General features: G+C 58.2%; 18 protein-coding genes. 7 read left to right on the top strand and 11 right to left on the bottom strand.

Features of this window, described 5'->3' with window-relative positions; all coding sequences use genetic code 11:
* Window positions 1-42 precede the first annotated feature (42 nt).
* Window positions 43-810 (bottom strand): hydroxyacylglutathione hydrolase, encoded by a 768-nt coding sequence (gene gloB, locus ACOI8A_RS02305; protein ID WP_420649410.1) that lies wholly within the window; start codon window positions 808-810, stop codon window positions 43-45.
* A gap of 65 nt (window positions 811-875) precedes the next feature.
* Between gloB and ACOI8A_RS02300 the strand changes: the two genes are divergently transcribed.
* On the top strand, window positions 876-1,634 hold the full coding sequence (locus ACOI8A_RS02300; RefSeq protein WP_420649409.1) for a methyltransferase domain-containing protein: 759 nt from the start codon (window positions 876-878) through the stop codon (window positions 1,632-1,634).
* A 90-nt stretch (window positions 1,635-1,724) separates the two neighbouring features.
* Window positions 1,725-2,195: a ribonuclease HI gene (gene rnhA, locus ACOI8A_RS02295; RefSeq protein WP_420649408.1), complete on the top strand. Its 471-nt coding sequence runs from the start codon at window positions 1,725-1,727 to the stop codon at window positions 2,193-2,195.
* A 648-nt stretch (window positions 2,196-2,843) separates the two neighbouring features.
* Here rnhA and copD read toward each other — a convergent pair.
* Together copD and copC are read right to left on the bottom strand one after the other, a co-directional pair.
* Window positions 2,844-3,701 carry a copper homeostasis membrane protein CopD gene (copD, locus tag ACOI8A_RS02290; RefSeq protein WP_420649407.1) on the bottom strand — a complete coding sequence of 286 codons (858 nt, stop codon included), beginning with the start codon at window positions 3,699-3,701 and terminating at the stop codon, window positions 2,844-2,846.
* A 3-nt stretch (window positions 3,702-3,704) separates the two neighbouring features.
* A complete protein-coding gene (gene copC / locus ACOI8A_RS02285; RefSeq protein ID WP_420649406.1) occupies window positions 3,705-4,067 on the bottom strand; it encodes a copper homeostasis periplasmic binding protein CopC in 363 nt (120 codons plus the stop codon).
* 99 nt (window positions 4,068-4,166) lie between these two features.
* Between copC and ACOI8A_RS02280 the strand changes: the two genes are divergently transcribed.
* The gene (locus ACOI8A_RS02280) at window positions 4,167-4,787 is read left to right on the top strand and encodes a TetR/AcrR family transcriptional regulator (RefSeq protein ID WP_064587091.1); all 621 of its coding nucleotides are present in this window, start codon (window positions 4,167-4,169) and stop codon (window positions 4,785-4,787) included.
* A 341-nt stretch (window positions 4,788-5,128) separates the two neighbouring features.
* On the opposite strand, the gene preA is transcribed toward ACOI8A_RS02280, so the two are convergent.
* The 3 genes from preA to hydA form a co-directional block, all read right to left on the bottom strand.
* A complete protein-coding gene (gene preA, locus ACOI8A_RS02275; protein WP_420649405.1) occupies window positions 5,129-6,403 on the bottom strand; it encodes an NAD-dependent dihydropyrimidine dehydrogenase subunit PreA in 1,275 nt (424 codons plus the stop codon).
* The gene (locus ACOI8A_RS02270; RefSeq protein WP_420649404.1) at window positions 6,404-7,771 is read right to left on the bottom strand and encodes an NAD(P)-dependent oxidoreductase; all 1,368 of its coding nucleotides are present in this window, start codon (window positions 7,769-7,771) and stop codon (window positions 6,404-6,406) included. It lies immediately after the preceding gene.
* 170 nt (window positions 7,772-7,941) lie between these two features.
* Entirely contained in the window at window positions 7,942-9,381 is a 1,440-nt protein-coding gene (gene hydA, locus ACOI8A_RS02265; RefSeq protein WP_420649403.1) for a dihydropyrimidinase, read from the bottom strand.
* A 631-nt stretch (window positions 9,382-10,012) separates the two neighbouring features.
* Between hydA and ACOI8A_RS02260 the strand changes: the two genes are divergently transcribed.
* The 4 genes from ACOI8A_RS02260 (at window position 10,013) to ACOI8A_RS02245 (ending at window position 20,088) form a co-directional block, all read left to right on the top strand.
* On the top strand, window positions 10,013-11,497 hold the full coding sequence (locus ACOI8A_RS02260) for an NCS1 family nucleobase:cation symporter-1 (protein ID WP_420649402.1): 1,485 nt from the start codon (window positions 10,013-10,015) through the stop codon (window positions 11,495-11,497).
* 156 nt (window positions 11,498-11,653) lie between these two features.
* On the top strand, window positions 11,654-12,934 hold the full coding sequence (locus ACOI8A_RS02255) for a Zn-dependent hydrolase (RefSeq protein ID WP_420649401.1): 1,281 nt from the start codon (window positions 11,654-11,656) through the stop codon (window positions 12,932-12,934).
* Window positions 12,935-13,047: 113 nt separating this feature from the next.
* A complete protein-coding gene (locus ACOI8A_RS02250) occupies window positions 13,048-13,962 on the top strand; it encodes a DHH family phosphoesterase (protein ID WP_420649400.1) in 915 nt (304 codons plus the stop codon).
* A gap of 273 nt (window positions 13,963-14,235) precedes the next feature.
* Entirely contained in the window at window positions 14,236-20,088 is a 5,853-nt protein-coding gene (locus ACOI8A_RS02245; protein ID WP_420651261.1) for a DUF3320 domain-containing protein, read from the top strand.
* 200 nt (window positions 20,089-20,288) lie between these two features.
* Here ACOI8A_RS02245 and ACOI8A_RS02240 read toward each other — a convergent pair whose 3' ends face one another.
* From ACOI8A_RS02240 to ACOI8A_RS02220, 5 genes are all read right to left on the bottom strand, one after another.
* Complete coding sequence (locus ACOI8A_RS02240) at window positions 20,289-20,498, bottom strand: hypothetical protein (protein WP_420649592.1); 210 nt, start codon at window positions 20,496-20,498, stop codon at window positions 20,289-20,291.
* A gap of 125 nt (window positions 20,499-20,623) precedes the next feature.
* Window positions 20,624-22,012: an amidohydrolase family protein gene (locus tag ACOI8A_RS02235; protein WP_420651260.1), complete on the bottom strand. Its 1,389-nt coding sequence runs from the start codon at window positions 22,010-22,012 to the stop codon at window positions 20,624-20,626.
* 12 nt (window positions 22,013-22,024) lie between these two features.
* Window positions 22,025-23,392, bottom strand: coding sequence for a nucleobase:cation symporter-2 family protein (locus ACOI8A_RS02230; RefSeq protein WP_420651259.1), 1,368 nt, complete (start codon window positions 23,390-23,392; stop codon window positions 22,025-22,027).
* 248 nt (window positions 23,393-23,640) lie between these two features.
* A complete protein-coding gene (locus ACOI8A_RS02225) occupies window positions 23,641-24,687 on the bottom strand; it encodes a CobW family GTP-binding protein (protein ID WP_420649595.1) in 1,047 nt (348 codons plus the stop codon).
* A complete protein-coding gene (locus tag ACOI8A_RS02220; RefSeq protein ID WP_420649769.1) occupies window positions 24,684-25,298 on the bottom strand; it encodes a UbiX family flavin prenyltransferase in 615 nt (204 codons plus the stop codon). Before ACOI8A_RS02220 ends, ACOI8A_RS02225 begins: the two co-directional genes overlap by 4 nt.
* Window positions 25,299-25,300 lie beyond the last annotated feature (2 nt).

The raw sequence follows: 25,300 nt of genomic DNA, 5'->3' as shown, positions 1-25,300 counted from the left end.
GCGGTCAACCATTCAGAATTTTTGTACCAGCGCACGAGTGCCTTAGAAATTATCTTTCCATGCCCGCAGAGCCGCAAAAACCTCACTCGGCGCCCGGTTTTGAGCACCATTCCGTTCGTCCACTTTTTGTGTAACTAATGTTTCAGAGGTACGCAAAAACGGATTTGTGAGCTTTTCCAGCGCCAGCGTCGAGGGCAATGTCGTGACGCCGTTTTGCCGCTGCTGAATGACTTTTTGCAGACGAGCGGCAACATCCGGGTTGCCCGGTTCGACCGCTGCGGCGAATTTCAAATTGCTCAGGGTGTATTCATGGGTGCAGTACACCAGCGTATCTTCAGGCAACGCGGCGAGACGGCTCAGCGAATGATGCATTTGCTCCGGCGTGCCTTCGAACAAGCGGCCGCAACCGGCAGCGAACAGCGTGTCGCCGCAGAACAGCAAGCCGTGATGGTAATAGGCAATGTGGCCCAGTGTGTGGCCGGGCACGGCATACACGTCGAAGTCCCAGCCCAGTACGCGGGCCTGGTCGTTGTCCTTGAGCGCCACATCGCGCGCGGGGATGTTTTCGCTGGCCGGGCCGTAGACGGTGGCGTCTGTAGCCTTTTTCAGCGCTTCGACGCCGCCGACGTGGTCATGGTGATGGTGAGTGATCAGAATATCGCTGAGCACCCAGCCCGGATGGGCGTCGAGCCAGGCCTGTGCCGGCGCGGCGTCGCCAGGGTCGACCACCGCGCAGCGCTGGGTCGCATGATCCTGTAACAACCAGATGTAGTTGTCGGTGAAGGCGGGCAGGGCACTGATCTGTATCATCGTCGAATTCGCCAAGCGGTAAACATTGGCGCATCTTAGTGGTTCCTGGCGCTTTGGAGAATGACATGACCGATAAAGCGTTCGCACAGGCTGATCCGGACTGGCTGGCCCTGATCGGTGCGGCCCGTGAATGGCTGTCCGGCCCGCTCGGCCAATTTCTGCTGGACGAAGAGCGACGCATGCTCGAAGACGAACTCGGGCGGTTCTTTGGTGGCTATCTGGTGCATTACGGCCCGTCTGCCGAGACCCCGCCGTGCGCGCCTCAGGTGCAGCGCAATGTGCGTCTCGGTGCGCCATTGCCGGGTGTAGAGATCGTCTGTGAAGAACAGGCCTGGCCCTTGAGCGAGCACGCCGCCGATGTGGTGGTGTTGCAGCATGGTCTGGATTTCTGCCTGTCGCCCCACGGTTTGCTGCGTGAAGCGGCGAGCAGCGTACGGCCCGGCGGGCATCTGCTGATCGTCGGTATCAACCCCTGGAGTACCTGGGGCTTGCGTCATGTTTTCACCAGCGACGCCATGCGCAAGGCGCGCTGCATCTCGCCATCGCGGGTCGCCGACTGGCTGAATCTGCTGGGCTTTGCGCTGGAGAAACGCCGCTTCGGGTGCTATCGTCCGCCGCTCGCGTCAGCCAAGTGGCAGACCCGTCTGGCTGGCTGGGAACGCAAGGCCGGCGACTGGCAACTGTCGGGCGGCGGCTTTTATCTGCTGGTGGCGCGCAAGATCGTCGTCGGTCTGCGACCGCTGCGCCAGGAGCGACGCGAGCCGATGGGCAAGCTGATCCCGCTGCCGATGGCCAAGGTCAACCGCCGCCGCATCGAACCCTGAACCCTCTTTAATTTCCGGCCGGGCTTGCCCCGGCCTCGGCCATCGTCGGTCTACGATTGACGAGGCAGCGTATTTTTCTGGATAGATTGCATGACTGAAAGCAGCGAAAGCACCGATAGCGTAGAACTGTTCACCGACGGCGCCTGCAAAGGTAATCCCGGCCCGGGCGGCTGGGGCGCCTTGCTCGTGTGCAAGGGCATCGAAAAGGAGTTGTGGGGCGGCGAAGCCAACACCACCAACAACCGCATGGAACTGCTCGGCGCGATCCGCGGCCTCGAAGCGCTCAAGCGTCCGTGCGAAGTGCTGCTGGTGACCGACTCGCAATACGTGATGAAAGGCATCAACGAGTGGATGGTCAACTGGAAAAAACGCGGCTGGAAAACCGCCGCCAAAGAGCCAGTGAAAAACGCCGACCTGTGGAAAGAACTGGACGAGCAGGTCAACCGCCACAAAGTCACCTGGAAATGGGTACGCGGGCACATCGGTCACCACGGCAACGAACGCGCCGACCAGTTGGCCAATCGTGGTGTGGATGAAGTGCGCGGTTACAAACAGAGCTGATTTCTGGCTGATGCACCGAGGTGCCCCAATCGCTAGCAGGCTAGCTCCCACGGGGAATGTATTACCAATGTGGGAGATTCTATGTTTGGGGGGAAGGCCCCAAACCTGTTTTTGACTGAGTCCATATCCGTTGCTGCGGTAACGGCTTCTTAGGGTTCCGCCCTGACGGCGGGTCACTTTTTCCAGACGCCGAAAAAGTAACCAAAAAGGCTTTTCCCTGACGTTCGGCCCTCGCTGTGGCTCGGGTTCCTTCGCTCCGGGATTGATCCGGGGGCATCGCCTCCGGTTTGCTGCGCTGCACCTCCTCTCGATGTGTTTGGCTGCGCCAAACGGTCGCTGCGCTCCCACCCCGGATCACTCCCTCCCCTCAGCCTGCCGACGGGCGCTTGCGATCAAGAGCGGTACGCGAGCTAACGCTCATTGTGTTGAGTGGTGAGAAGCGAAGTGCGGTTTTCGGGTGGCTGTAGATTCTGTGGGAGCTGGCTTGCCAGCGATGGCGGCCTCCAAGCCGACCAGTCTCTGGCAGATGTACCCAGTTCCCACTATGGGAGCCAGCCTGCTGGCGATGGCGGCCTGACAGCCGACCGAAATCGTCCGGTTGTACACATCCCACTGTAGGAGCTGCCGCAGGCTGCGATCTTTTGATCTTCAGCCTGCAATCATTGGCTGCAAGGTCCCGAGCAGCGACACGGCCGCGACCGCACCAATCCCCAACAGCCATTCGATGATTACACTGCGCTTGAGCGCTTCGATCCGCTGTTCACAATCGTTGATGCGCAAGCGGTTGAATAACGCCAACCCAAGCATGCCCAACACCAGCAAAGCCTTGATCAGCAGTATCAGCGCAAATCCGGAAAACGTCGGCGTCGGCCACCACTGTCCGGTCAACACTCGCACGTTGATCAGGCCGGTGATCAGCAGTCCCGCAACCAGCAAATATCCAATCCCGCTAAAGCGCTGCAACACCGGCCGCACTGGCTCATCCGCACGGCGCAAAATCATCAGCAACAGCAACAATCCGCCAAGCCAGGCGCTGACGCATGTCAGGTGAATCACTTGATTGAGGATCAGCATCTGCCCGCTCAGACCATCGAGCATCGCCCCGTGACCGACCGGTGCCAGCGTCGCCAGAAGCAAAGCACTCAGCCCCAGTCGCAACGGCTGGTTCGAGCGCCAAGGCGTGAACAGCAACGCCAACAGCAGCGCGTTGATCAGCAAATGCCAGCGCCAGACCTGACCGAAAAACGTCTTGTCCAGCACCAGCCTGACGGTATCCGGATCGAACGCCGACGCCGCCGAACCGGCCATGCTCGCGGTAATCAGCAGCGCCCAAGCAATGCCGCTGACCAATGCAACGGCCGCCAACCCACGAGCCAGCCGCGCCAAATGCCGATCCAGTAACGGCGCGTCACCCCCGAGCAGCAGCGGCCGAAACAACCACGCCCCGAACAGCAGCAACACCACGCTGAAATGCACAAACCGGCACAGCACCAGCGCTTCGCTCATGAACTACTGGCCAACCTTGAACTGGTAAGCACCTTCGCTTTTGTGCGTATCGACCGACACGGCGTGCCATTCGACTTTGTACTCGCCAGCCGCCAAGGGAGCGGCGGGGGTGACGATCAGGGTTTTCTTGTCGCCTTCGGTGGTCAGTGGTTTGACTGCAATCGGTGCACCGTCTTTGGTCAGCGTGATCTTGGTGAAACTCGCTTCAACACCTTCGGAAAACACCAGCCGTAAGTCCGCAGGCGCGGTGACGGTGCTGTCGGCGGCCGGGGTCTGGCTTTTCAAATGGGCGTGGGCAAAGGTCTGGGAAGTCACCAGGACAGAGGCGAGCAGGGCGCCGGTGGTCAGCAGGTTTTTCAGCTTCATGGGAATCCCTTGGTAGTGAATGGCGGCCGACAGTATAGGGCGTGCGGTTCGCCCTGAGCAGATGCTAGTCTTCAAGCACGTTGTCGTCAGGGAGCCCTTATGGGCAATCACAAGATCGAGATCCGTCGCAGTAACGTCGAAAAAATCCTGCTGGCAGCGGAAAAGGTGTTCGCCGAAAAAGGTTTTGGTGGCACCGCCATGGCCGACATCGCCGCCGAAGTGCAATTGCCGCGCTCCAACCTGCATTACTACTTCAGCACCAAAAGCGAGCTGTACAGCGCGGTGCTGTTCGACTTGCTGGAAGTGTGGAAACAGGACGCGCTGTGTTTCGAGATGTTCGACGATCCGCGCGTGGTGCTCAGCAGCTACATTCGCGCCAAGATGAACCACTCACGCAGCCGGCCGTATGGGTCGAAAGTCTGGGCCAATGAAATCATCCATGGCGCGCCGACCTTGGGCGAGGCGCTGGATGTGAGTCTGTATGACTGGGCGAAAATGAAGGAAGCAAAAATTCGCCAGTGGGTCGAGGACCAGCGGATTTTGCCGGTGGAGCCGTCGAGTCTGCTGTATATGATTTGGGCGTCGACCCAGCACTATGCGGACTTTGATCATCAGGTGAATATCTTGAATGAGCATCAGCCGTTGTCGGACATGCAGTTCGAGCGGGCGGTGCAGACGGTGACCAGTGTGATATTGCGTGGGATCGGGTTGGAGCCTTGAAAGTCAAAGGCTGACCCTCCCCTCTCCCAGAGGGAGAGGGGGCCGACCGAGGTGTCTTGCGTCTCACATCGACCTGGAAGATCGGGTCGATTATGGATTCACAGCAAGGCTTTCAGGTCGGCGTAGCTCTGCAATATTCCCCAACCAGTCCCCTCTCCCTTTGGGAGGGAGAGGGGGCCGACCGAGGTGTCTTGTGTCTCACATCGACCTGGAAGATCGGGTCGATTATGGATTCAAAGCAAAGCTTTCACGTCGGCGTAGCTCTGCAATATCCCCCAGTCAGTCCCCTCTCCCTGTGGGAGAGGGCTAGGGTGAGGGCCGTTTCGGATCAGTGCGCCAATCTAAACAGCAACGTGGTACGGATTCCGCGGATCATGATTCCAGTCCAGAAATGGCTTCCCGGTTTCCATCGGCACCATCTCGATGCAATCCGCCACTGGACAGGTGATCTGGCACAAGTTACAGCCCACACATTCATCATCAATCACTTCATATTTATGCGTGCCATCCGCCTCGCGAACGCTGCTGATCGCCTGATGTGAAGTGTCCTCGCAGGCAATGTGGCAGCGGCCGCAACCAATACACGCCTCCTGATCAATCTTCGCGATGACCTGATAATTGATATCGAGGTACTTCCAGTCCGTGGTATTGCCCACCGCACGCCCGGAGAACTCGGCGATGCTCGCGTAGCCCTGACTGTCCATCCACCGCGACAAGCCGTCCTTCATCTCCTCGACAATCCGAAACCCGTGCAGCATCGCCGCCGTGCACACCTGCACCGCGCCACTGCCCAGCGCAATAAATTCCGCCGCGTCACGCCAACTGCCAATCCCGCCAATCCCGCAAATCGGTAATCCCTGAGTCTGCGGATCGCGGGCGATTTCTGCGACCATGTTCAGCGCAATCGGTTTGACCGCCGAGCCGCAATACCCGCCGTGGGTGCTTTTGCTGCCGACGGTGGGCAGGGCGACCATGTGCTCAAGGTCGACGCTGGTGATCGAGTTGATGGTGTTGATCAGCGACACCGCATCAGCACCGCCCCGGTAAGCCGCGCGGGCGGCGACGCGGATGTCGGTGATGTTCGGCGTGAGTTTGACGATCACCGGCAGCGAGCAATAGGTCTTGCACCAGCGTGTGACCTGCTCGACATACTCCGGCACCTGACCGACCGCTGCGCCCATGCCGCGTTCGGGCATGCCGTGTGGGCAGCCGAAGTTCAGTTCGATGCCGTCAGCGCCAGTGGCTTCCACCAGCGGCAGGATGTGTTTCCACGACTCCTCCTCGCACGGCACCATCAGCGAGACGATCAGCGCGCGATCCGGCCAGTCCTTCTTCACTTGGGTGATTTCGCGCAGGTTGATTTCCAGCGAGCGGTCGGTGATCAGTTCGATGTTGTTGATACCCAGCACTTCGCGGTTCGCGCCATAGTGCGCCGAGTAGCGTGACGAGACGTTTACCGCCGCCGGATCCTCACCAAGGGTTTTCCAGACCACGCCGCCCCAACCAGCCTCGAACGCACGCACCACGTTGTAGGCCTTGTCGGTCGGCGGCGCGGAGGCCAGCCAGAACGGATTGGGGGCTTTGATGCCGGCGAAGACTATCGAGAGATCGGCCATTTACGCAGCCTCCACGTTAAGCATCAGTTGAGCGTTGATCGCCTCGGCGGCGCGTTTGCCGTGTTGCACGGCTTGCACGGTCAGGTCTTGATCAAGGCTGGTGCAGTCGCCGCCGGCATACACGCCGGGGATGCTGGTGCGCAGGTTTTCATCGACCTCAATGCGTTCGCCCTGACGTTTGAGTTCGCGCGCCATCGGGTCGGAGAGGGCGCCGCTGTCGAAAGACTGGCCGATGGCTTTGAAGATCGCATCGGCCGCCAAGTCGAAGGTTTCGCCAGTGGCTTGCAAGCGGCCGTCCACCAGTTCAGTGCGCGCGAAACGCATGCCGCGCACTTTTCCTTGATCGTCGAGTAAAACCTCTTCGGGTTGCGCCCAGGTTAGCAGCCGAACCTGATTGGCTTTGGCGATTTCCTGTTCGTGGCCAGTGGCACCCATGTCGGCCAGACCACGGCGATACACCAGGTTCACATCGCGGGCGCCGAGGCGGGCCATTTGCACGGCCATGTCGATGGCGGTGTTGCCGGCGCCGAGGACGATGCAGCGATCGGCCAGCGGCAGTTGCGTCAGGTCATCGGCCTGGCGCAGTTCGCGGATGTAGTCAGTGGCGGCGAGCAGGCCGGGCGCGTCTTCGTGGGCCAGACCGAGTTGTTTGCTGGCGTTCAGGCCGAGGCCGAGGAATACCGCATCGAACTGTTGATGCAGTTCGCTGAGGGTCAGATTCTCGCCGAGTTTCTGCCCGTGACGGATCTCGATTCCGCCGATTTGCAGGAGGAAATCCAGTTCCTTTTGCGCGTAATCGTCGACCAGTTTGTACTTGGCGATCCCGTATTCGTTGAGGCCGCCAGCCTTGTCCCTCGCTTCAAAAATCACCACGTCGTGGCCGTGCATCGCACTGCGATGAGCGCAGGACAAACCCGCCGGCCCGGCACCGACCACGGCGATGCGTTTGCCCGTAGCAGCAGCACGCTGGAATGGGTGTTCAGTGAAGTGCGCGTTATCCACGGCATAACGCTGCAACAGGCCGATCAACACTGGTGCGCATTCGTGGGCGTTGTTTCTCACGCAGGCTTGCTGGCAGAGGATCTCGGTTGGGCAGACTCGCGCGCAACTGCCGCCGAGGATATTCGCCGAAAGGATTTTCTGCGCCGCGCCGGTCACATTGTCCTGATGGATATTGCGGATGAACGACGGAATATCGATCTCGCTCGGGCATGCATTGACGCACGGTGCGTCGTAGCAATACAGGCAGCGCGAGGCTTCCAGATGTGCCTGACGGTCGTTGAGCGGTGGCGCCAGATCGCTGAAATGCCCGGCAAGCGCGGCCGCGCTTTCGTGCGGATGCGGGAGGTGGTTGAGGGTCTCGATCACGGTTTTTGCCTCACGGTTATTGAGGTTCTCTGCCTCTGTCGGGCAGTGTTCAAATCCCCCTGTAGGAGCTGCCGAAGGCTGCGATCATTTGACCTTGATCTTGAAAAGCGGGATCAAAAGATCGCAGCCTTCGGCAGCTCCTACAGGGGATTGCATTTCAATTTCGGGTGCTAGCGCTTGACCGCTACCGGCCTATGCAACTCAGCCCGCTTGCTCAGCAAATCAAACACCGCCGGATACGCCGGCCGCTCGATATACCGCCCGGCCCCACGCTCGGCGCGCAAATCACCATCGGCCCAGACCACCCGGCCCTGGCTGACGGTATGGCTTGGCACACCGGTCACGGTCTTGCCTTCGAAGATGTTGAAGTCCACCTGCTGATGGTGGGTTTTGGCGGAAATGGTGCGCGTGCCTTGCGGGTCCCACAGCACCAGATCGGCATCGGCGCCAACACGAATCGCACCTTTGCGCGGATACAGATTGAAAATTTTCGCGGTGTTGGTCGAGGTCAGTGCGACGAAGTCCTGCATCGACAAACGACCGGTGTTCACGCCTTCATCCCACAACACTGCCATGCGGTCTTCGATGCCGGCGGTACCGTTGGGAATCTTGCTGAAATCGTCACGCCCCGCAGCTTTTTGCTCGGCGCAGAAGCAGCAATGGTCGGTGGCGGTGGTGTGCAGATTGCCGTTTTGCAAACCATGCCACAGCGCTTCCTGATGTCCGCGCGGACGGAAAGGCGGGCTCATCACGTAACCGGCCGCGGTCTGCCAGTCCGGGTGCTGATACACGCTGTCATCCAGCAGCAGATGCCCGGCCAATACCTCGCCGTATACCGGCTGGCCCTTGCTGCGTGCATAGGTGATTTCGTCGAGGGCTTCCTGGGTCGAGACGTGCACCAGGTACAACGGCGTGCCGATGGTTTCGGCGATGCGGATCGCGCGGCTGGCCGCTTCGCCCTCGACCTGCGACGGCCGCGACAGCGGATGCGCTTCCGGCCCGGTAATCCCCTGGGCCATCAACTTGCGTTGCAGGTGATACACCAGCTCACCGTTTTCCGCATGCACGGTCGGCACTGCGCCGAGTTCCAGGCAGCGCTCGAAACTGGCCACCAGCGTGTCGTCGGCGGCCATGATTGCGTTCTTGTAGGCCATGAAATGCTTGAAGCTGTTGATCCCGTGATGGCTGACCAGCTCGGCCATTTCCTCGCGCACCTGCTCGCTCCACCAGGTGATCGCGACGTGAAAGCCATAGTCCGAGGCGGACTTCTCCGCCCAGCCTCGCCACTGATGAAACGCCTCCATCAATGACTGCTGCGGATTGGGAATCACGAAATCGATGATCGACGTGGTGCCGCCCGCCAGACCGGCCGCCGTGCCGCTGAAAAAATCTTCGCTGGCCACGGTGCCCATGAACGGTAGTTGCATGTGCGTATGCGGATCGATGCCGCCGGGCATCAGGAATTGGCCGCTGCCATCCAGGATTTCGGCGCCGGCGGGAATATCGAGGTTTTCACCGATGGCTTTGATCACGCCGTCAGCGCAATACACATCGGCGCGGTAACTTTCATCATGGGTAACAACGGTGGCGCCACGGATCAACAGAGACATTCCGAGTTCCTCGCAGGCATGACCGACTTATGCCGGCTCTAGATGTTTTATATTTTTTGTATGAACCCAGCGCTGAACGGCGTATTCCTGTCAGCGCTGTCAGGAATAGACGCTAGCCGCAGAATTCAAATAGAGCAAGATTATTTTTTATAAGCTTATAAGTGTTTTAACTCGCTGATAAATAACGATAAAAAGTACAAATCACCAAAATGGTGAGGCCCTTCACCATTTTGACGCACTTGACAGGTTGGAAATATGGTCAAGATTTCTTATGTGAAATCAGCCGCTTGAAGTTGAGCTGCGGTTGTTCGATCAGCAGAAAAATAAATGCAGTGCACCAGTTTGAGTCCTGTCTGTTCGAACAACTTGTCGGACCTTTAGCCTGAGCGCCCAGACAAATTTCCGAGGACTCAACGGTAAATATTTAAAACTGATAAAACTCAGTAAGTTGCACAGTTACAAATGCATGGCCCGATGCGTAAGCGGGGCACTCGGCACGTTTATTGATGCCGCCGCTGACACCTTGGCCGGTGCATGCAGGTTGTCAGTTCCTCCGGCCATCGTCGGCTGCCGCGTGAGTGCGCCAGCCCCTGATGAGCAAAAAAATAATCAGAAGAACAGTGGAGCGGCCATGCAACAGATCAGATCGCAAGTGACCGAGCGCGACGGCTTGTTCGAGCTCGAAGCCGGCAGCGACGTCCTCGACAGTCCCCGTTACAACCACGACATGGCGCCGACCAAGGTGCGCGAACGAACCTGGAACAAATGGCACATCACTGCACTGTGGGTCGGCATGTCGATCTGCGTGCCGACGTACACCCTGGGCGGTGTGCTGACCGCGTATTTCGGCTTGAGCGTCGGCGAAGCGCTGCTGGCGATTCTGTTCGCCAACATCATCGTGCTGATTCCACTCACGCTGAATGCGTTCCCCGGCACCAAGTACGGAGTCCCGTTTCCGGTGCTGCTGCGTTCATCGTTCGGGATTCTCGGCTCCAACGTGCCGTGCCTGATTCGCGCGCTGGTGGCGTGCGGCTGGTTCGGCATTCAGACGATGTTCGGCGGGCTGGCGATTCACCTGTTTCTCGGCTCGGTATTCGAGGGCTGGAAATCCCTTGGCGGCACCGGCGAAGTCATCGGTTTCATGGTGTTCTGGGCGCTGAATCTGTGGGTAGTGATTCGCGGCGCCGAGTCGATCAAGTGGCTGGAAACCCTGTCTGCGCCGTTGCTGGTAGCGGTCGGCATCGGCTTGCTGGTGTGGGCCATGCCCAACGTGTCGATGACCGAATTGCTGGCGATTCCGCCGAAGCGTCCGGAAGGCGCGAGCGTGGTCAGTTACTTCGCCGCCGGGCTGACGGCGATGGTCGGATTCTGGGCCACCTTGTCGCTGAACATTCCCGATTTCAGCCGCTACGCCAAGAGTCAGAAAGACCAGATCCTCGGGCAGATTATCGGCCTGCCGCTGACCATGTTTCTGTTCGCCGCGCTGGGCGTGGTGATGACTGCTGCGTCGGTGAAACTGGTCGGCGTCAGCGTTTCCGATCCGGTGACCTTGATCGGACATATCCAGAGTCCGGTGTGGGTCGCGGTCGCGATGGCGCTGATCATTATCGCCACGTTGTCGACCAACACCGCCGCCAACATCGTGTCGCCGACCAACGACTTCCAGAACATCGCGCCCAAAGTGATCAACCGCACTAAAGCCGTGCTCCTCACCGGGTTTGTCGGCCTCGTGCTGATGGGCCATGAGCTGCTGAAAAAACTCGGTCTGATCGTCTCCGACGTGAGCCTTGAGACCGTGTATTCCAACTGGTTGCTGGGTTATTCGAGCCTGCTCGGGCCGATTGCCGGGATCATGGTGGTCGACTATTTCCTGATCAAGAAACAGCAGCTGGACCTGGCCGGTTTGTACCGCGATGACGTGTATCCGGCGTGGAATTGGTCTGGTTTCATCGCGTTCGGCGTACCGGTGGCGCTGACCTTGCTGTCGCTGGGCAGCGATGCGTTCAGCTGGTTTTACAGCTACGGCTGGTTTACCGGCTCGGCGCTGGGCGGGTTGATCTATTACGGGTTGTGCGTGATGCGCGCTCAGCCTTCTGCCGTGAAATCGACTGTGTGATATAGGGCCCCATCGCTGGCAAGCCAGCTCCCACAGGTTTTCCGGTGAACACAACATTTGTGTACGACTGCATTCCCTGTGGGAGCTGGCTTGCCAGCGATGAGGGCCTCACAGACAACACAGAGACATCCATAAGAACTGCCTGAGGAGATCCCCATGAACGCAGCCGTAGACGTTCTGCAATCGACCCATCAGCACATCAACCGCGATCGCTTGTGGGCGTCGCTGATGGAACTGGCCAGACTCGGCGCGACGGTCAAGGGCGGCGTCTGTCGCCTGGCCTTGACCGACCTCGACCGCCAGGCCCGCGACCTGTTCGTGCAGTGGTGCGAGGACGCCGGTTGCAGCGTCAGCGTCGATGCGGTCGGCAACATTTTCGCCCGCCGCGCCGGGCGCAATCCGGACCTGCCGCCCGTGATGACCGGCAGCCACATCGACACCCAGCCCACCGGCGGCAAGTTCGACGGCTGCTTCGGCGTGCTCGCCGGCGTTGAAGTGCTGCGCACCCTCAACGACCTCGGTGTGGAAACCGAAGCGCCGCTGGAAGTGGTGGTCTGGACCAACGAAGAAGGCTCGCGCTTCGCCCCGTGCATGATGGGTTCGGGCGTGTTCGCCGAGAAATGCACCCTCGAAGAAACCCTGGCCAAGGTCGACGCCGACGGCGTGACGGTCGGCGAAGCGCTGAACGCGATTGGCTACGCTGGGCCACGCAAGGTCAGCGGACACAAGGTCGGCGCCTATTTCGAAGCGCACATCGAACAAGGCCCGATCCTCGAAGACGAACACAAAACCATCGGCGTGGTGCTCGGCGCACTTGGCCAGAAGTGGTTCGACCTGAAACTGCGCGGCGTCGAAGCCCACGCCGGCCCAACCCCGATGCACCTGCGCAAAGACGCGCTGGTCGGCGCCTCGGTCATCGTCGGCGCCGTCAACCGCGCCGCCCTCGGCCATCAACCGCATGCCTGCGGCACGGTCGGCTGCCTGCAAGCCTATCCCGGCTCGCGCAACGTCATCCCCGGCGAAGTGCGCATGACCCTCGACTTCCGCCATCTGGAACCGGCACGCCTGGATTCGATGATCGCCGAGGTCAAGCAAGTCATCGAATCCACCTGCGAAGAACACGGCCTCACTTACGAGCTGACCCCGACCGCCGACTTCCCGCCGCTGTACTTCGAAAAAGGCTGCGTCGACGCCGTGCGCAACGCCGCCAAAGGCCTCGGCCTGTCGAACATGGACATCGTCAGCGGCGCCGGCCACGACGCCATCTTCCTCGCCGAACTCGGCCCGGCCGGCATGATCTTCGTGCCGTGCGAAGGCGGCATCAGCCACAACGAAATCGAAAACGCCGCACCGGATGACTTGGCGGCGGGGTGTGCGGTGTTGTTGCGGGCGATGTTGGCGGCTTCGGCGGCGGTGGCCGGACAGCGAGCAGCCTGAACAACCAAAACTACAGCCTCATTGCCCTCTGTAGGAGCTGTCGAGTGCAACGAGGCTGCGATCTTTTGATCTTTGTCATCCAGATGTCATAACCCCATGCGAACGTCCCGCGCATGAAAATAATCACCTCCGGCGCCGCCTACCTCGACATCGACGCCTACGCCTGCTGCATCGCCTACGCCGAACTGCTGAACCTGCAAGGCATTCCAGCCGTTGCTGTCAGCAGCGCGCAACCGAATGCCAGCGTCTCGAAAACCGTGCTGAGCTGGGGCGGCGCATTCAGCGCTTATACCCCTGGCTCGGACGATGAATTCGTGCTGATGGATGTCTCCGACTATCACCATTTCGACCCGCTGGTGCTGCTCGATCAAGTCGTCGAAGTCATCGATCATCACCCAGGCTACGAAGAATACTGGACGGAAAAACTCGGCACTGCCGCCGATATCCGTCCGATAGGCGCGGCTGCGACTCAAGTGTTTGAGCGTTGGGTGGCCGCTGATTTGCTAGCGATGATCAGCGAATCCAGTGCCGCGTTACTGGCCACGGCCATTCTCGACAACACCCTGAACTTCACGGGGCAGATGACAACGCCGGCAGATATCCACGCATATGAAATGCTCGCGCGTCTCGCGAACCTGAGCGCAGATTGGCCCGCACGGTATTTTCAAGAATGCCAAGCCGCTATCGAAGCGGAATTGCGCATTGCGTTGTTGGCAGATTTGAAACGAATGAAACCCGAAACTCGACTGCCCGAAGTCTTCGCGCAAATGACCGTGTGGGATGCCGAAGGATTGATCGCAAGGCACCGCTCAGAGATTAGTCATGCGATGGCGGAGCAGGGCGAAGACTGGTTGCTGAATGTCATCAGCATCCAGGATCGGAAGAGCTGTTTTCTCGCCGATTCCGCGTTCAGCCAAGAAAAACTGAGCCGCTTGCTGGCAATGAATTGGCGCTCTGGAGCGGCCGTTGGAGCGCCAGCCACACTGCGTAAAGAGTTATTGAAACTCGGCCTGTCAGCCCTTGCTTAGGCTCATAGGGGTAAGCCTGCTCGCGAAAGCATGTATTCATTCAACAACGATGTCGACTAAGCCACCGGTTTCTTCAGCCTCCTCAAGCCTATCGGTATGCGCTTGTCGTCGGAGTGACACTGTTCAGCTCCTTCAATAACACCCCAGTCTCCATTGGGGATGCCACTGCATTCACAAAAACCAGTTTCAAAATCCATCCGTGTCGGTGAGTATGCCAACTATTTGTGCGTGTATTTACAAGTAGAACCGCCGAATTCATTACGGAGAAAGGTTATGACCATCAAGATCGAGGGAGTGATCGCCAATAAGATTGGCTTTGCTTCTCACCAGAATGCGGTGCCGGTCGTTCGAGAGCTCGCGGTACACAATGATGGTGATGTGGATTACAACGATCTTGAGCTGGAACTTGTAGCGGACCCTCCCTTTCTTGAGGGCAAGACTTGGCGGCTGGACCGATTAGGCAAAGATTCGACACTGCATATTTCCGAGCGAAATTTGACCCTGAATGCTGGTTATCTTGCAGATCTGGCGGAAAGTCTCACTGCAACATTGACTTTGCGTCTTCGATGCAAAGATCAAACTCTTTACAGCCAGTCATTTCCGATTGAGCTTTTGGCAAAAAATGAATGGGGTGGGATCAACTCCATGCCGGAGCTGCTGCCAGCGTTCGTTATGCCCAACGATCCGGCGGTAGATCGAATACTTAAATCGGCTTCTGATGTTTTACGTCGAGCCGGGAAGCCAGACGGCATCAATGGATATGAAAGCAAGTCGAGGACCAGAACGTGGGAGCTGGCTTCTGCTATCTGGTCAGCAATCTGTGGACTGAGACTAAGCTACGCGTTACCTCCAGCGAGCTTCGAAATTCAAGGACAAAAAGTTCGGACGCCCGGTCTTATTCTGGAAGGTGGTATCGCGACATGCCTCGATACTGCACTGCTTTTTGCTGCAGCGCTGGAACAGGCGGGTCTCAACGCGCTCGTCGTTATGACTAAAGGGCACGCATTTGTCGGAGTCTGGCTTCAGCCGCAAGAGTTTTCTCAGCTTATTACGGAGGACGCTGGTGCGGTAAGAAAACGCATTGATCTCAAGGAGGCGCTCGTATTTGAAACGACTCTGGCAACGCATGTTCCTGTGCCGGGTTTTAGTCAGGCGATAAGCGCAGCCGAACGGCAGATTAATGATGAAGACTTCATCATGGCCATTGATATGCATCGTGCACGGATGCAGCGTATCCGGCCATTGGCGACTTCTATCTCCATGCCTAAGTCGGACACCGGTGAAGCATCAAGCGAAGTCCTGGACGCATTAGAAGCGGCTCCTCCGTTGCCGGTTTTTGACGTCGAAGTGCTGGCCGACGCGGATTCTCCCGCTGGAAAGCTGACTTTGTGGCAACGGAAACTCCTGGATCTGACAACCAGAAATCGCCTCCTGCATCTGCCGGACAGCGCGAAAGGCGTTCGATTGATCTGTCCGGAGCCTGCTGCGCTTGAGGATCATTTGGCCAGTGGCAAGCGCATCCGAATAGTGTCAGTGCCTGACCTGGAAGCGGGAGGTAGAGACGCGGCCCTATACGAACAACAAAATCGCGAAAGTCTGCGAGACGAATACGCGCGGAGCGCGCTATCCAGGGGGGAAGTACTAGCCACACTCGAAAAAAGCAAACTCGAAGTTGCTCTCATCGATCTCTATCGCAAAGCTAGAAGTGATCTAGATGAAGGCGGGGCGAATACCCTGTTTCTCGCCTTGGGTTTCCTGAAATGGAAAAAGTCGGCAGATGACCCGAAAACCTATTCCGCCCCCTTGATTCTGCTCCCCGTCAAACTTGATCGAAAAAGTGCTCTATCGGGTGTGACGATGACCTTGCTCGAGGATGAGCCGCGCTTCAACTTGACGCTTCTTGAGTTATTACGACACGATTTCGAGTTGGTGATTCCAGGTCTAGAGGGGGAGCTTCCTGCCGATGACAACGGGATTGATGTAATCGGAATTTGGAACATCGTCAGGCGGGCTGTCAGGGATGTGCCAGGATTTGAAGTCACTACGGATCTAGTGCTGGGGACGTTCTCTTTCGCAAAATATCTGATGTGGCAGGACTTGGCTGCTCGCTCAGCGCAGCTGTTGAAAAGCCCCATGGTCAAGCACCTGCTGGAAAGAAGCGTTGGCGGTGATGGTTACGCTGTTTCGGGTGATTTTCCGAAGCCCGCCGAGCTAGATAGAAAGGTCAGTCCGTCTGATCTATTTACACCGCTACCTGCTGACTCTTCCCAGTTAGCGGCAGTCGTCGCGTCGGCCAGTGGTTGTGATTTTGTACTTGATGGTCCTCCAGGAACTGGTAAGTCGCAAACTATCGCCAACATGATTGCTCACAACCTTGCCCTTGGGCGCAGAGTTTTATTTGTTGCCGAGAAAATGGCTGCCTTGGACGTGGTTTACCGGCGACTTGAAGAAAAGGGCTTGGGCGAGTTTTGCCTGGAGCTACATTCCAGCAAAACGTCGAAGGTGGAAGTGCTCAAGCAACTCGAACGAGCGTGGGATGTCCGGGATGCGTTGACTGCGCAAGAATGGACATCAGAAGCGAACAAGTTGCACCTGCTGCGAAACCGGTTGAATGACGTTGTTGAAATACTGCACCGTCGTTCCCCTAACGGTTTGTCCGTGCATCAGGCTATAGGACGCGTAGTTCGAGATGGCAACCCATCATTACCACGTTTGATGTGGGCAGAAGGCACAGTTCACGACACTCAGACCTATGCGCTGTTGCGCGACGTTGCCAGACGTCTTGATCTGAATAGTCAGGCAGCGCGAGAGCTTTCTGACGACTTTTCGCTTTTGTCTCCCACTGATTGGTCAAACGGATGGCAGGAGGCAATTGTCGCCGCGGCTGGCGAGCTTCCCGGTGTGATTGAGCGACTGCAAGTTGCTAGTACCAGTCTCCTGAAAGCTACGGACCTTCCTCTCGCGGTCGAGAGCGGCGAAGACATAGAACAATTTACTCAGTTCGTCGCTTTATTGGTCGACGCCCATGGAGTTGATCTCGGGTTCGTTTTTACTCTGAATGCCAGCGCGAAGATAAATTCAGCCAAGCGAGCAATTCAGTTGATCGCCGGTTATCGAGAAATCGAACGATCGCTATCTCTGCGATATGCGCCAGAGGCCTGTCGAACGATCAATCTTGAGCAGATGAAATCCGACTGGGAGATCGCCAAGTCCAAATTTTGGTTTCTTGCGACTTTGGGCAAGAAAAGAGTGGGAAAAAATCTGGCCGTGGCAGGGGGGGCAACTGGACAGCCAGATGTTGAGGCGGATTTGATCAAACTCTCTAGCATGCGTGAGTTGCTCGATTCTCTTGAAAGCTTGGTGGTGGACGTCGGTTCCGTGCCGGGCTGGAGCGGGGTGTCCAGCGATGTTTCAGCTATGGCAGCAGCTTGTGAGTTGGGCGAGCGTTTGAGGACGGTGGTTAGCTCAAGGGCAGGCTCTCCTGAAGATTTAATTTCATTACGTGGAGCGACTGAAAATCTGGTCGTTAAGGCCAATGAACTGCTTGGCGGCGGCGGTTTCATTTCATCGGCACTGCATCACTTGACGGAGGCGTTAGCTGACTTCAATCGCGCGAGCAAAAAATTCAATGATCTGAGTAACCTTCCACTTGAATCGAAGTTGACGATCGAGTCGTTGCTCGTAGCTTCTAACTCAGTCGTTCGGCAGGAATCCAAACTTAAGGCTTGGTGCGATTGGTGCAGGGTCAGGGAAGAAGCAATCGCTTGCGGACTTAAACCGTTAAGTGATGCGTTGGCGGCAAAATCACTCCCCGCAGGCGGTGCCGGTGATGCTTTCGAGACTTCCTATGCTCGTTGGTTTGCGACGCAGATTATCGACGCCGAACCGCTATTGCGAAATTTTGTACCAGCAGAACATGCAAGCGATATCGAAGCGTTTATCCGCATTGATGAGGATATGTCCAAGCTCACGGTGCGCTACATACGCGCAAAACTGTGTGGATTGATTCCGTCGAAAAACGAAATCGGTAAGCAAGGCGGCTTTGGTATTTTGAAGCATGAGCTACAAAAATCTCGACGCCACAAACCAGTGCGACAGCTGGCGGTTGAGATGGGTGATGCCATGTCCAAGCTCGCTCCCTGCATGCTGATGAGTCCACTTTCAATTGCGCAGTATCTTCCGACGGATCTTGAGCTGTTTGACTTGGTCATCTTCGACGAGGCTTCTCAAATAGCACCATGGGATGCCATAGGGTCGATCGCAAGAGGCAAACAAGTAGTGATTGCGGGCGACCCGCGTCAGATGCCGCCAACCAATTTTTTCAATCGTGCTGCGTCCGCCGCTGAGGATGATACGGCAGAGGATATGGAGAGCATTCTCGACGAATGTTTAGGTGCAGGCATCCCAAGCCATAGCCTAAGTTGGCATTACCGCAGCCGCCACGAAAGCTTGATCGCATTTTCCAATCATCGTTACTACGACAGTAATTTGATTACTTTCCCTGCGGCTGAAACACGTGCTAGCGCTGTGGAATGGCGTCGTGTTGATGGCGTTTACGCCAAGGGTAAGGGCAGACATAACCAAGCCGAGGCTGAAGCGATCGTCAATGAAACGGTGAAGCGTTTGATGGACCCGGCCTTTGTGGCTGCGGGGCACACTATCGGGATCATTACGCTCAACACTGATCAGCAAAGATTGATCAATGACCTGCTGGACAGGGCCCGGCAGCAGTTTCCCCAGATCGAGCCATTTTTTCAGCATGATATTGCCGAACCTGTCGTAGTGAAGAATCTGGAAACCGTACAAGGTGATGAACGTGATTTGATCATGCTTGGTATCGGATACGGTCCTACCGAACCGGGTGCGCAAGTCATGTCGATGAACTTCGGCCCTTTGAACAAGGAAGGTGGCTGGCGTCGTTTGAATGTCGCTATAACGCGTGCACGCAGGGAGATGTTGGTCTTCTCATCTTTTGATTCTGCGATGGTGGATCTGAACCGAACAAATGCTAGAGCCGTACGCGATCTGAAACACTTTATCGAGTTTGCTCAGCGCGGGCCAAGGGCGCTTGCTGAAGCGGTGCGAGGATCAGTAGGGGGTTATGACTCGCCATTTGAGGAGGCCGTGGCACAAGGCTTAAGGCGCAAAGGTTGGCAAGTCGTCCCGCAGATTGGCGTATCACGCTTCCGTATCGACTTGGGTGTCGTGCATCCAGATCGGCCGGGAGACTATCTCGTTGGCGTCGAATGTGATGGTGCTACCTATCACAGTGCGGCCACTGCAAGAGACCGTGACAAAGTGCGCAGTGGAATTCTAAAGGGGTTGGGGTGGAACTTGGTTCGGCTCTGGTCCACCGAGTGGTGGATTGATAAGTCGAGCGCGCTTGATCGCTTGCACGCGTCGTTGGAAGCGTTGCTGGAAGATTCTCGTTCCATCGCTGCTGCCCGTGTGGAGTCTGAGAAAAGTACACTTGCACCTCATTTGTCTCTAGTACATAACGTGCCATTCGCAGTAGTCACAGATCATTCAGAGGATACCGATCTGTCGATGACGGATACGCCCATTGAGCCAATTACCGAACTCAAGATCGCAAAGTCGTTCGTGGGTTGGGTGACTCCTGCAATCAAGGGCGAGTACCGGGTTACGGACTTCACTAATGTGGGCGACAGGATTAATGCAGAAGCCTTCTATTCTCCTGAGTACGACGCGGTTCTCGCAGACTTGATCGCGCATGTATTGGCGCAGGAAGCACCAATCCTCGATTCACTGCTCGTTCAACGCGTTGCTCGGGCCCACGGATTTCAGCGCACCGGCCGCCTTATCCGAGAGCGAGTTCTAGACTTGACGGAGCAGAAACATCATCTGCGAAACGATCCGGTTTATGGACAATTTGTCTGGCATTCAGCAAATGACGTTGCTGCATGGAACAGCTACCGTGTCCCAGCAACTGTTGATGATGGGCGATCTGTGGAGGAGATCGCCGCTGAGGAGTTGCTAACGGTAGCAGCTTTGATTTCCGCAGGTGACATGCCTTTGGAAATTGCCAAAACCCTCGGTGTAAAGCGTTTGACCAGTGCTGCACGGGAGCGAATAGAGAACGTGATTAAGACTATGTCTGACCTTTAGCCTCTACCAACACATTGAAAGGGAGAGTGTGACATTGGCCTGCTCTCCCTTTTTTACCCTAATGCTTACGCTCAGGAGCATGGAATTTACAACGATGTAAAGATGCTCTGCTCACATCAGGCGCTTCTTGAGCAAGCACGCGAAAGACTCTCGCTGGTCACGCCAGAATTCAGTCCGCCGTTAACAGCCGAGCAAGTCAATCAGTCAGGCTTGACGGTTTTCTTCACCACACTTTGACGTCGTTCTTTACCCTCCGGATTACCCAAATCCACCAACCTCCGTTCCACCAACACAACCTCAAGCGCCTGGCGCTCGACAGGCGCCATCTGATCTTCGCGTTTTTTCAATTCCAGCAGGATAGGCGTGGACCAGGTGCGGTAGGTCCGTTCGATGTTGCTGCGGTGTGTCATCAGTCTCTCCTTGATCAAGAGCCCGATGTAGCTGGCAGGGGCTCAATCCGATGAGGCACTAACTCTAGTCGAGAAAGCCCTGGTGCGCGAATGACCACGCGCCACGGTTTTTGCGGGGGCTTGGGTCAGTCGTCAACGTTCATGAGTTGCTGCACACCTTCCCACGCTTCGGCGCGCATGCGTTCGATGTCCAGCCCCGGAATCACGCCGTTGTCCACCACGATGCGGCCGCCGACCAGACTGTATTTCACCGTGATCGGCTCACCCGCGACCACTGGCGCAACGGCGCTGTCGTGGAAGCCATAGAAGCGTGGATGATCAAGGCTGTAGACCACCAGATCTGCCGCTTGCCCGACTTCAAGTGTGCCAACAGCGCCCAGCCCCAGCACCTGCGCACCACCCGCCGTGCCCCAGTGAATCACGTCTTCAGCCGTGGTGGCGCCGGCGCCTTGTTCGGCGCGATGAATCAGCCATGCGGTGTTGGCTTCGCCGACCATGCTCCCGGATTCGTTGGAAGCCACGCCGTCGACGCCAAGGGAGATCGGCACGCCGGCCTCGTACATCTGCGGGATCGGCGCCACGCCGCTGCCCAGTCGGGCGTTGCTCACCGGGCAGTGCGAGACGCCGGTGCCGGTCTGGGCGAGCATGCGGATCTCGCCCGGTTGCAAGTGCACGGCGTGGGCGAACCACACGTCCGGGCCGAGCCATTCGTGTTCGGCGACGAATTCCACTGGCAGGCAGTTGTATTTTTCGCGGCAGAAGTTCACGTAGTTCTGGGTTTCGGAGAGGTGCGTGTGCAGGCGAAGGCCCATGCCACGCGCGGTGTGCGCCAGTTCGCGCAGCAGCGTTGGTGGTAGGGAAAACGTTGGTGTAGTTGGAGCGACGACCACGCGGCGCATCGCGTCCGGTGTGTCCTGGTGATAGCGCGATTTCAGCCGTTCAATATCGCCGACCATCTGCTCAAGACTTTCCGGTTGCAGCGCGGTTTTCGAGAAGCCCGGATGTGCGCTCGCCGACTCCAGCGCGCCGCCCCGGCACAGTACGAAACGCAGGCCGAATTCATCGGCGGTGTCGAACAGCAAGTCGCCGGTCTCGGTGCTGCCGTTGGCGTGATACAGGTAGTGGTGATCGGCGCAGGTGGTAACGCCGGACAGCAGCAACTCGACCATGCCCAGCCGTGCGGCAATCTGCGCCAGTTGCGGGGTGAAGCGGTTCAAGCGCGGATAGGGCACGCTGGCCAGCCAGCCTTTCAGATCCTGATTCAAGCCTTCGGGCACGGCCTTGAGCAGGTTCTGGAAAAGGTGATGGTGCGTGTTGATCCAGCCCGGATACACCAGCGAATTGCGCGCATCGATCACCCGTTCACCGGGATGTGCTTCAAGGTTGGCGGCCATTTCAGCTATGCGCCCGTTGACGATGCGGATGTCCACCGCACCGGCGCGGGCGCGCGGGCCACGCAGGCCGGTCATCACCGCCACGGGGTTTTTGATCAGGATGTTTTGAAGTTGAGTCATGGGCAGCTCCAGTCAGAGGATGTGCGAAGCGGATTTGCTGGGCGTGCTCTCTGGCACGTTGACGCCGTTCAGTGCGGCGTTGAGCAGCACCGACACCAGGCAGGCGATCACTACGCTGCTGTGCAGGAACGGCTGCGACCACTCGGGCAATTGTTTGAACAGGGCCGGCGCGAGCACCGGCACCAGGGCGGCGGCGAGGGTGAAACCGACGATCAGTACGTTGTAGCGATTACGCTCGTAATCGACCTTGGCCAGGGTCTGAATCCCCGCCGCCGCGACTACGCCGAACATGGCAATGCCGGCACCGCCCAGCGCCGCGGTGGGCATCGAGGCGATGATCGCCCCGGCCTTCGGCACCAGCGCAATCGAGCACATCAACAAACCGCTGACCGCCACCACCCAGCGGCTGCGCACGCCGGTCAGGATCACCAGGCCGACGTTCTCCATGAACGCAATAAACGGGAATGCGGCGAACATGCCGGCGATGGTGCTGGCCAGACCGTTGGCGCGCAGACCGTTGATCACTTGTTTGTCTTCGACGGGTTTCTCAACGATGTCGCCAATGGCGACGAACAGCCCCATCGACTCGACCATCTGCACGATCATCACCACCACCATGGTCGCAATCGGGATCAGGCTGAAGGTCGGCAGACCGAAGTAGAACGGGTAGGGCACGGTCAGCCACGGCGCATCTTCGACGCTGTGAAAACTGCCCATGCCCAAGCCATAAGCCAGCCCCGCGCCGACCAGCATCCCCACCAGCACCGCCATGTTGCGCAGCATCGGGCTGCCAAAGCGGTTGACCAGCAGGATGGTCAGCAGCACCACCACCGCCACGCCGAGAAATGCCGGAGCACCGAAGTTGCTCGCATTGCGCCCGCCGCCGACCCACTCGTAGGCAATCGGGAACAGCTGCAAACCGATCACGGTGACGATGCAACCGGTCACCACTGGCGGAAAAAACCGCCGCAATCGACCCACGAACGGTGCGATCAACATGGTAAAAATCCCGGCGCCAATCACCGCTCCGCAGACTCCGGCAAAGCCGACTTCCGGGTTGCTGCCGATGGCGATTACCGGGCCGACGCTGCTGAACGCCACGCCTTGCAGAATCGGCAGGCGCACGCCGAATTTCCAGAAGCCGACGGTTTGCAGCAGGGTGGCGATTCCGGAGCAGAACAGCGTGGTGCTGATCAACACCACGGTGTCGGCATGGGACATCTTCAAGGCGCTGGCGACAATCAACGGCACCGCGATGGCGCCGATGTACGACACGGCCATGTGTTGCAGGCCGAGGGTGAGCATCTGTCGCACCGGCAAAACGCGGTCGACCGGGTGCACGGTTGAGGCGGTACTTGATGGGGTTGTGGCTGACGACATGGGGAAACACCTCTAGCTGTTGTTATTCGGTACAGAGGGGTATTCGTCTGATGCCGCTTAGCTCAAGAGCACAATGGAACCCTGTGGGAGCTGGCTTGCCAGCGATGGCGATTTTGCAGTCACCATCTTGATCAACTGACAGTCCGCTATCGCTGGCAAGCCAGCTCCCACAGGTTTTGTGTTGTTCCTTCTGTTCTGGCATCAGTCATTCGTGCCCGGAACCGCCATCCACCGGCTCCGATGCCGTTTCAGCCTGCCAGGCAGGCGGCGAAGCCTTGATTCAGCGCCGCACGATCCAGGTCGCGGCCGATGAAGACGATCTTGCTCGAGCGCGGCTCCGTGCCCCACAAGGTCGAGGCGCGGAACTCGACCAGGCTGTGCACGCCTTGCAGCACGTAGCGCTGGTCTTCGTTGGCCACCGCCAGCACGCCTTTCATGCGATACAAGTTGTCGGCCTGAGCGCTGCGCAATTCGCTGATCCAGCGATGGAACGCCATCAGATCGACTGCGCGATCCACGGCGATGCCGACCGAGGTCACGCTCGGGTCATGGGTATGGTCCGGTTCGTCATGTTCGTGGTGATGTTCATCGGCGTGATGGTCGTGTTCGGCGCCGATTTCCATCAGCTTCTGGGTGGATTCGAAGGCGCCGATGCCGAGGATTTTCGACAGATCGATTTGCGCGTGGGTCGAGGTCACCAGATCTGCAGTGGCATTCAATCCACGAATCTTGCCGCGCAGCGCTTCGACTTCCTCAGCGCTGACCAGATCGACCTTGTTGATGACGATGCGGTCGGCGCAGACGATCTGATCCACGGCCTGATTGTCGACACCGTCGAGTTGCAGATCTTCCAGATGCCGGGCGATGTGTTTGGCATCGACCATGGTCACGATGGCGTCGAGTTCGACTTCATCGGCGATCGGATCGTTAATGAAAAAGCTCTGCGCCACCGGGTACGGATCGGCGAGGCCGCTGGTCTCGATCAGGATGTGATCGAGCCGCACCGGACGCGCCACCAGCTCGCGGACAATGCGCACCAGATCCTCGCGAACTTCGGCGGTGCAGCACACGCAGCCGTTGACCATTTCGTAGATTTCTTCGGTTTCCGAGCTGAGTACCAGATCGCCGTCGATGCCGACCTCGCCAAACTCGTTTTCGATCACGGCAATCTTGCGCCCGTGGTTTTCCTTGAGGATGTAGTTGAGCAGGGTGGTTTTGCCGGCACCGAGAAACCCGGTGAGGATAGTCACGGGGATTTTGGTGTTCGGGGTCGGGGCGTTGAAGGGTGTGTTCATGTGAGGCTCCTTTGATTGACCTTTGTGGCGAGGGGATTTATGTCAGCCGGTGGATCTGCTTGAGGTTCTCGCCAGCGCAGCGCGGTGCCGGCATCAAGGCCGAACAGGTCGAGCACGCGCCCGAGGCTGTGGTCGACCATTTGTGCGAGGTTATCGGGACGTGCGTAGAACGCCGGCACCGGCGGCGCGATGATCCCGCCCATCTCGGTGACTGCGGTCATGTTGCGCAAGTGGGCGAGGGTCAACGGCGTTTCACGGGCCATCAGCACCAGCGTGCGGCGCTCCTTGAGCGTGACGTCGGCAGCGCGGCCGATCAGCCCGGATGAAGTGCCGGTGGCGATTTCCGCCAAGGTGCGCATGGAACAGGGCGCGACGACCATCCCGAGGCAGCGGAACGAACCGCTGGCAATCCCGGCGGCGACGTCATCGGCGCGGTGGTAATGGCTGGCCAGCGCCGTGACGTCGGCGAGTTTGTAATCGGTTTCGTGGGCCATGGTCAGCAATGCAGCGCGGCTGATGATCAGGTGGCTCTCTATATTCAGCTCGGCCAGCAATTCCAGCAGACGCACGCCGTAGATGAACCCCGACGCGCCGCTAATGCCGACGACCATGC

Source organism: Pseudomonas sp. P4795 (assembly GCF_048822895.1).
In the GTDB taxonomy this organism is placed as follows: domain Bacteria; phylum Pseudomonadota; class Gammaproteobacteria; order Pseudomonadales; family Pseudomonadaceae; genus Aquipseudomonas.
Note: the sequence above shows the minus strand (reverse complement) of the source record. Positions and strands in the feature narration are given on the sequence as shown.

Excerpts from the sequence above, each read along its gene's own strand:
- gloB (WP_420649410.1), bottom strand. The coding sequence starts at position 810 with ATGATACAGATCAGTGCCCTGCCCGCCTTCACCGACAACTACATCTGG.
- ACOI8A_RS02300 (WP_420649409.1), top strand. The coding sequence starts at position 876 with ATGACCGATAAAGCGTTCGCACAGGCTGATCCGGACTGGCTGGCCCTG.
- rnhA (WP_420649408.1), top strand. The coding sequence starts at position 1,725 with ATGACTGAAAGCAGCGAAAGCACCGATAGCGTAGAACTGTTCACCGAC.
- copD (WP_420649407.1), bottom strand. The coding sequence starts at position 3,701 with ATGAGCGAAGCGCTGGTGCTGTGCCGGTTTGTGCATTTCAGCGTGGTG.
- copC (WP_420649406.1), bottom strand. The coding sequence starts at position 4,067 with ATGAAGCTGAAAAACCTGCTGACCACCGGCGCCCTGCTCGCCTCTGTC.
- ACOI8A_RS02280 (WP_064587091.1), top strand. The coding sequence starts at position 4,167 with ATGGGCAATCACAAGATCGAGATCCGTCGCAGTAACGTCGAAAAAATC.
- preA (WP_420649405.1), bottom strand. The coding sequence starts at position 6,403 with ATGGCCGATCTCTCGATAGTCTTCGCCGGCATCAAAGCCCCCAATCCG.
- hydA (WP_420649403.1), bottom strand. The coding sequence starts at position 9,381 with ATGTCTCTGTTGATCCGTGGCGCCACCGTTGTTACCCATGATGAAAGT.
- ACOI8A_RS02260 (WP_420649402.1), top strand. The coding sequence starts at position 10,013 with ATGCAACAGATCAGATCGCAAGTGACCGAGCGCGACGGCTTGTTCGAG.
- ACOI8A_RS02255 (WP_420649401.1), top strand. The coding sequence starts at position 11,654 with ATGAACGCAGCCGTAGACGTTCTGCAATCGACCCATCAGCACATCAAC.
- ACOI8A_RS02250 (WP_420649400.1), top strand. The coding sequence starts at position 13,048 with ATGAAAATAATCACCTCCGGCGCCGCCTACCTCGACATCGACGCCTAC.
- ACOI8A_RS02245 (WP_420651261.1), top strand. The coding sequence starts at position 14,236 with ATGACCATCAAGATCGAGGGAGTGATCGCCAATAAGATTGGCTTTGCT.
- ACOI8A_RS02240 (WP_420649592.1), bottom strand. The coding sequence starts at position 20,498 with ATGACACACCGCAGCAACATCGAACGGACCTACCGCACCTGGTCCACG.
- ACOI8A_RS02235 (WP_420651260.1), bottom strand. The coding sequence starts at position 22,012 with ATGACTCAACTTCAAAACATCCTGATCAAAAACCCCGTGGCGGTGATG.
- ACOI8A_RS02230 (WP_420651259.1), bottom strand. The coding sequence starts at position 23,392 with ATGTCGTCAGCCACAACCCCATCAAGTACCGCCTCAACCGTGCACCCG.
- ACOI8A_RS02225 (WP_420649595.1), bottom strand. The coding sequence starts at position 24,687 with ATGAACACACCCTTCAACGCCCCGACCCCGAACACCAAAATCCCCGTG.
- ACOI8A_RS02220 (WP_420649769.1), bottom strand. The coding sequence starts at position 25,298 with ATGGTCGTCGGCATTAGCGGCGCGTCGGGGTTCATCTACGGCGTGCGT.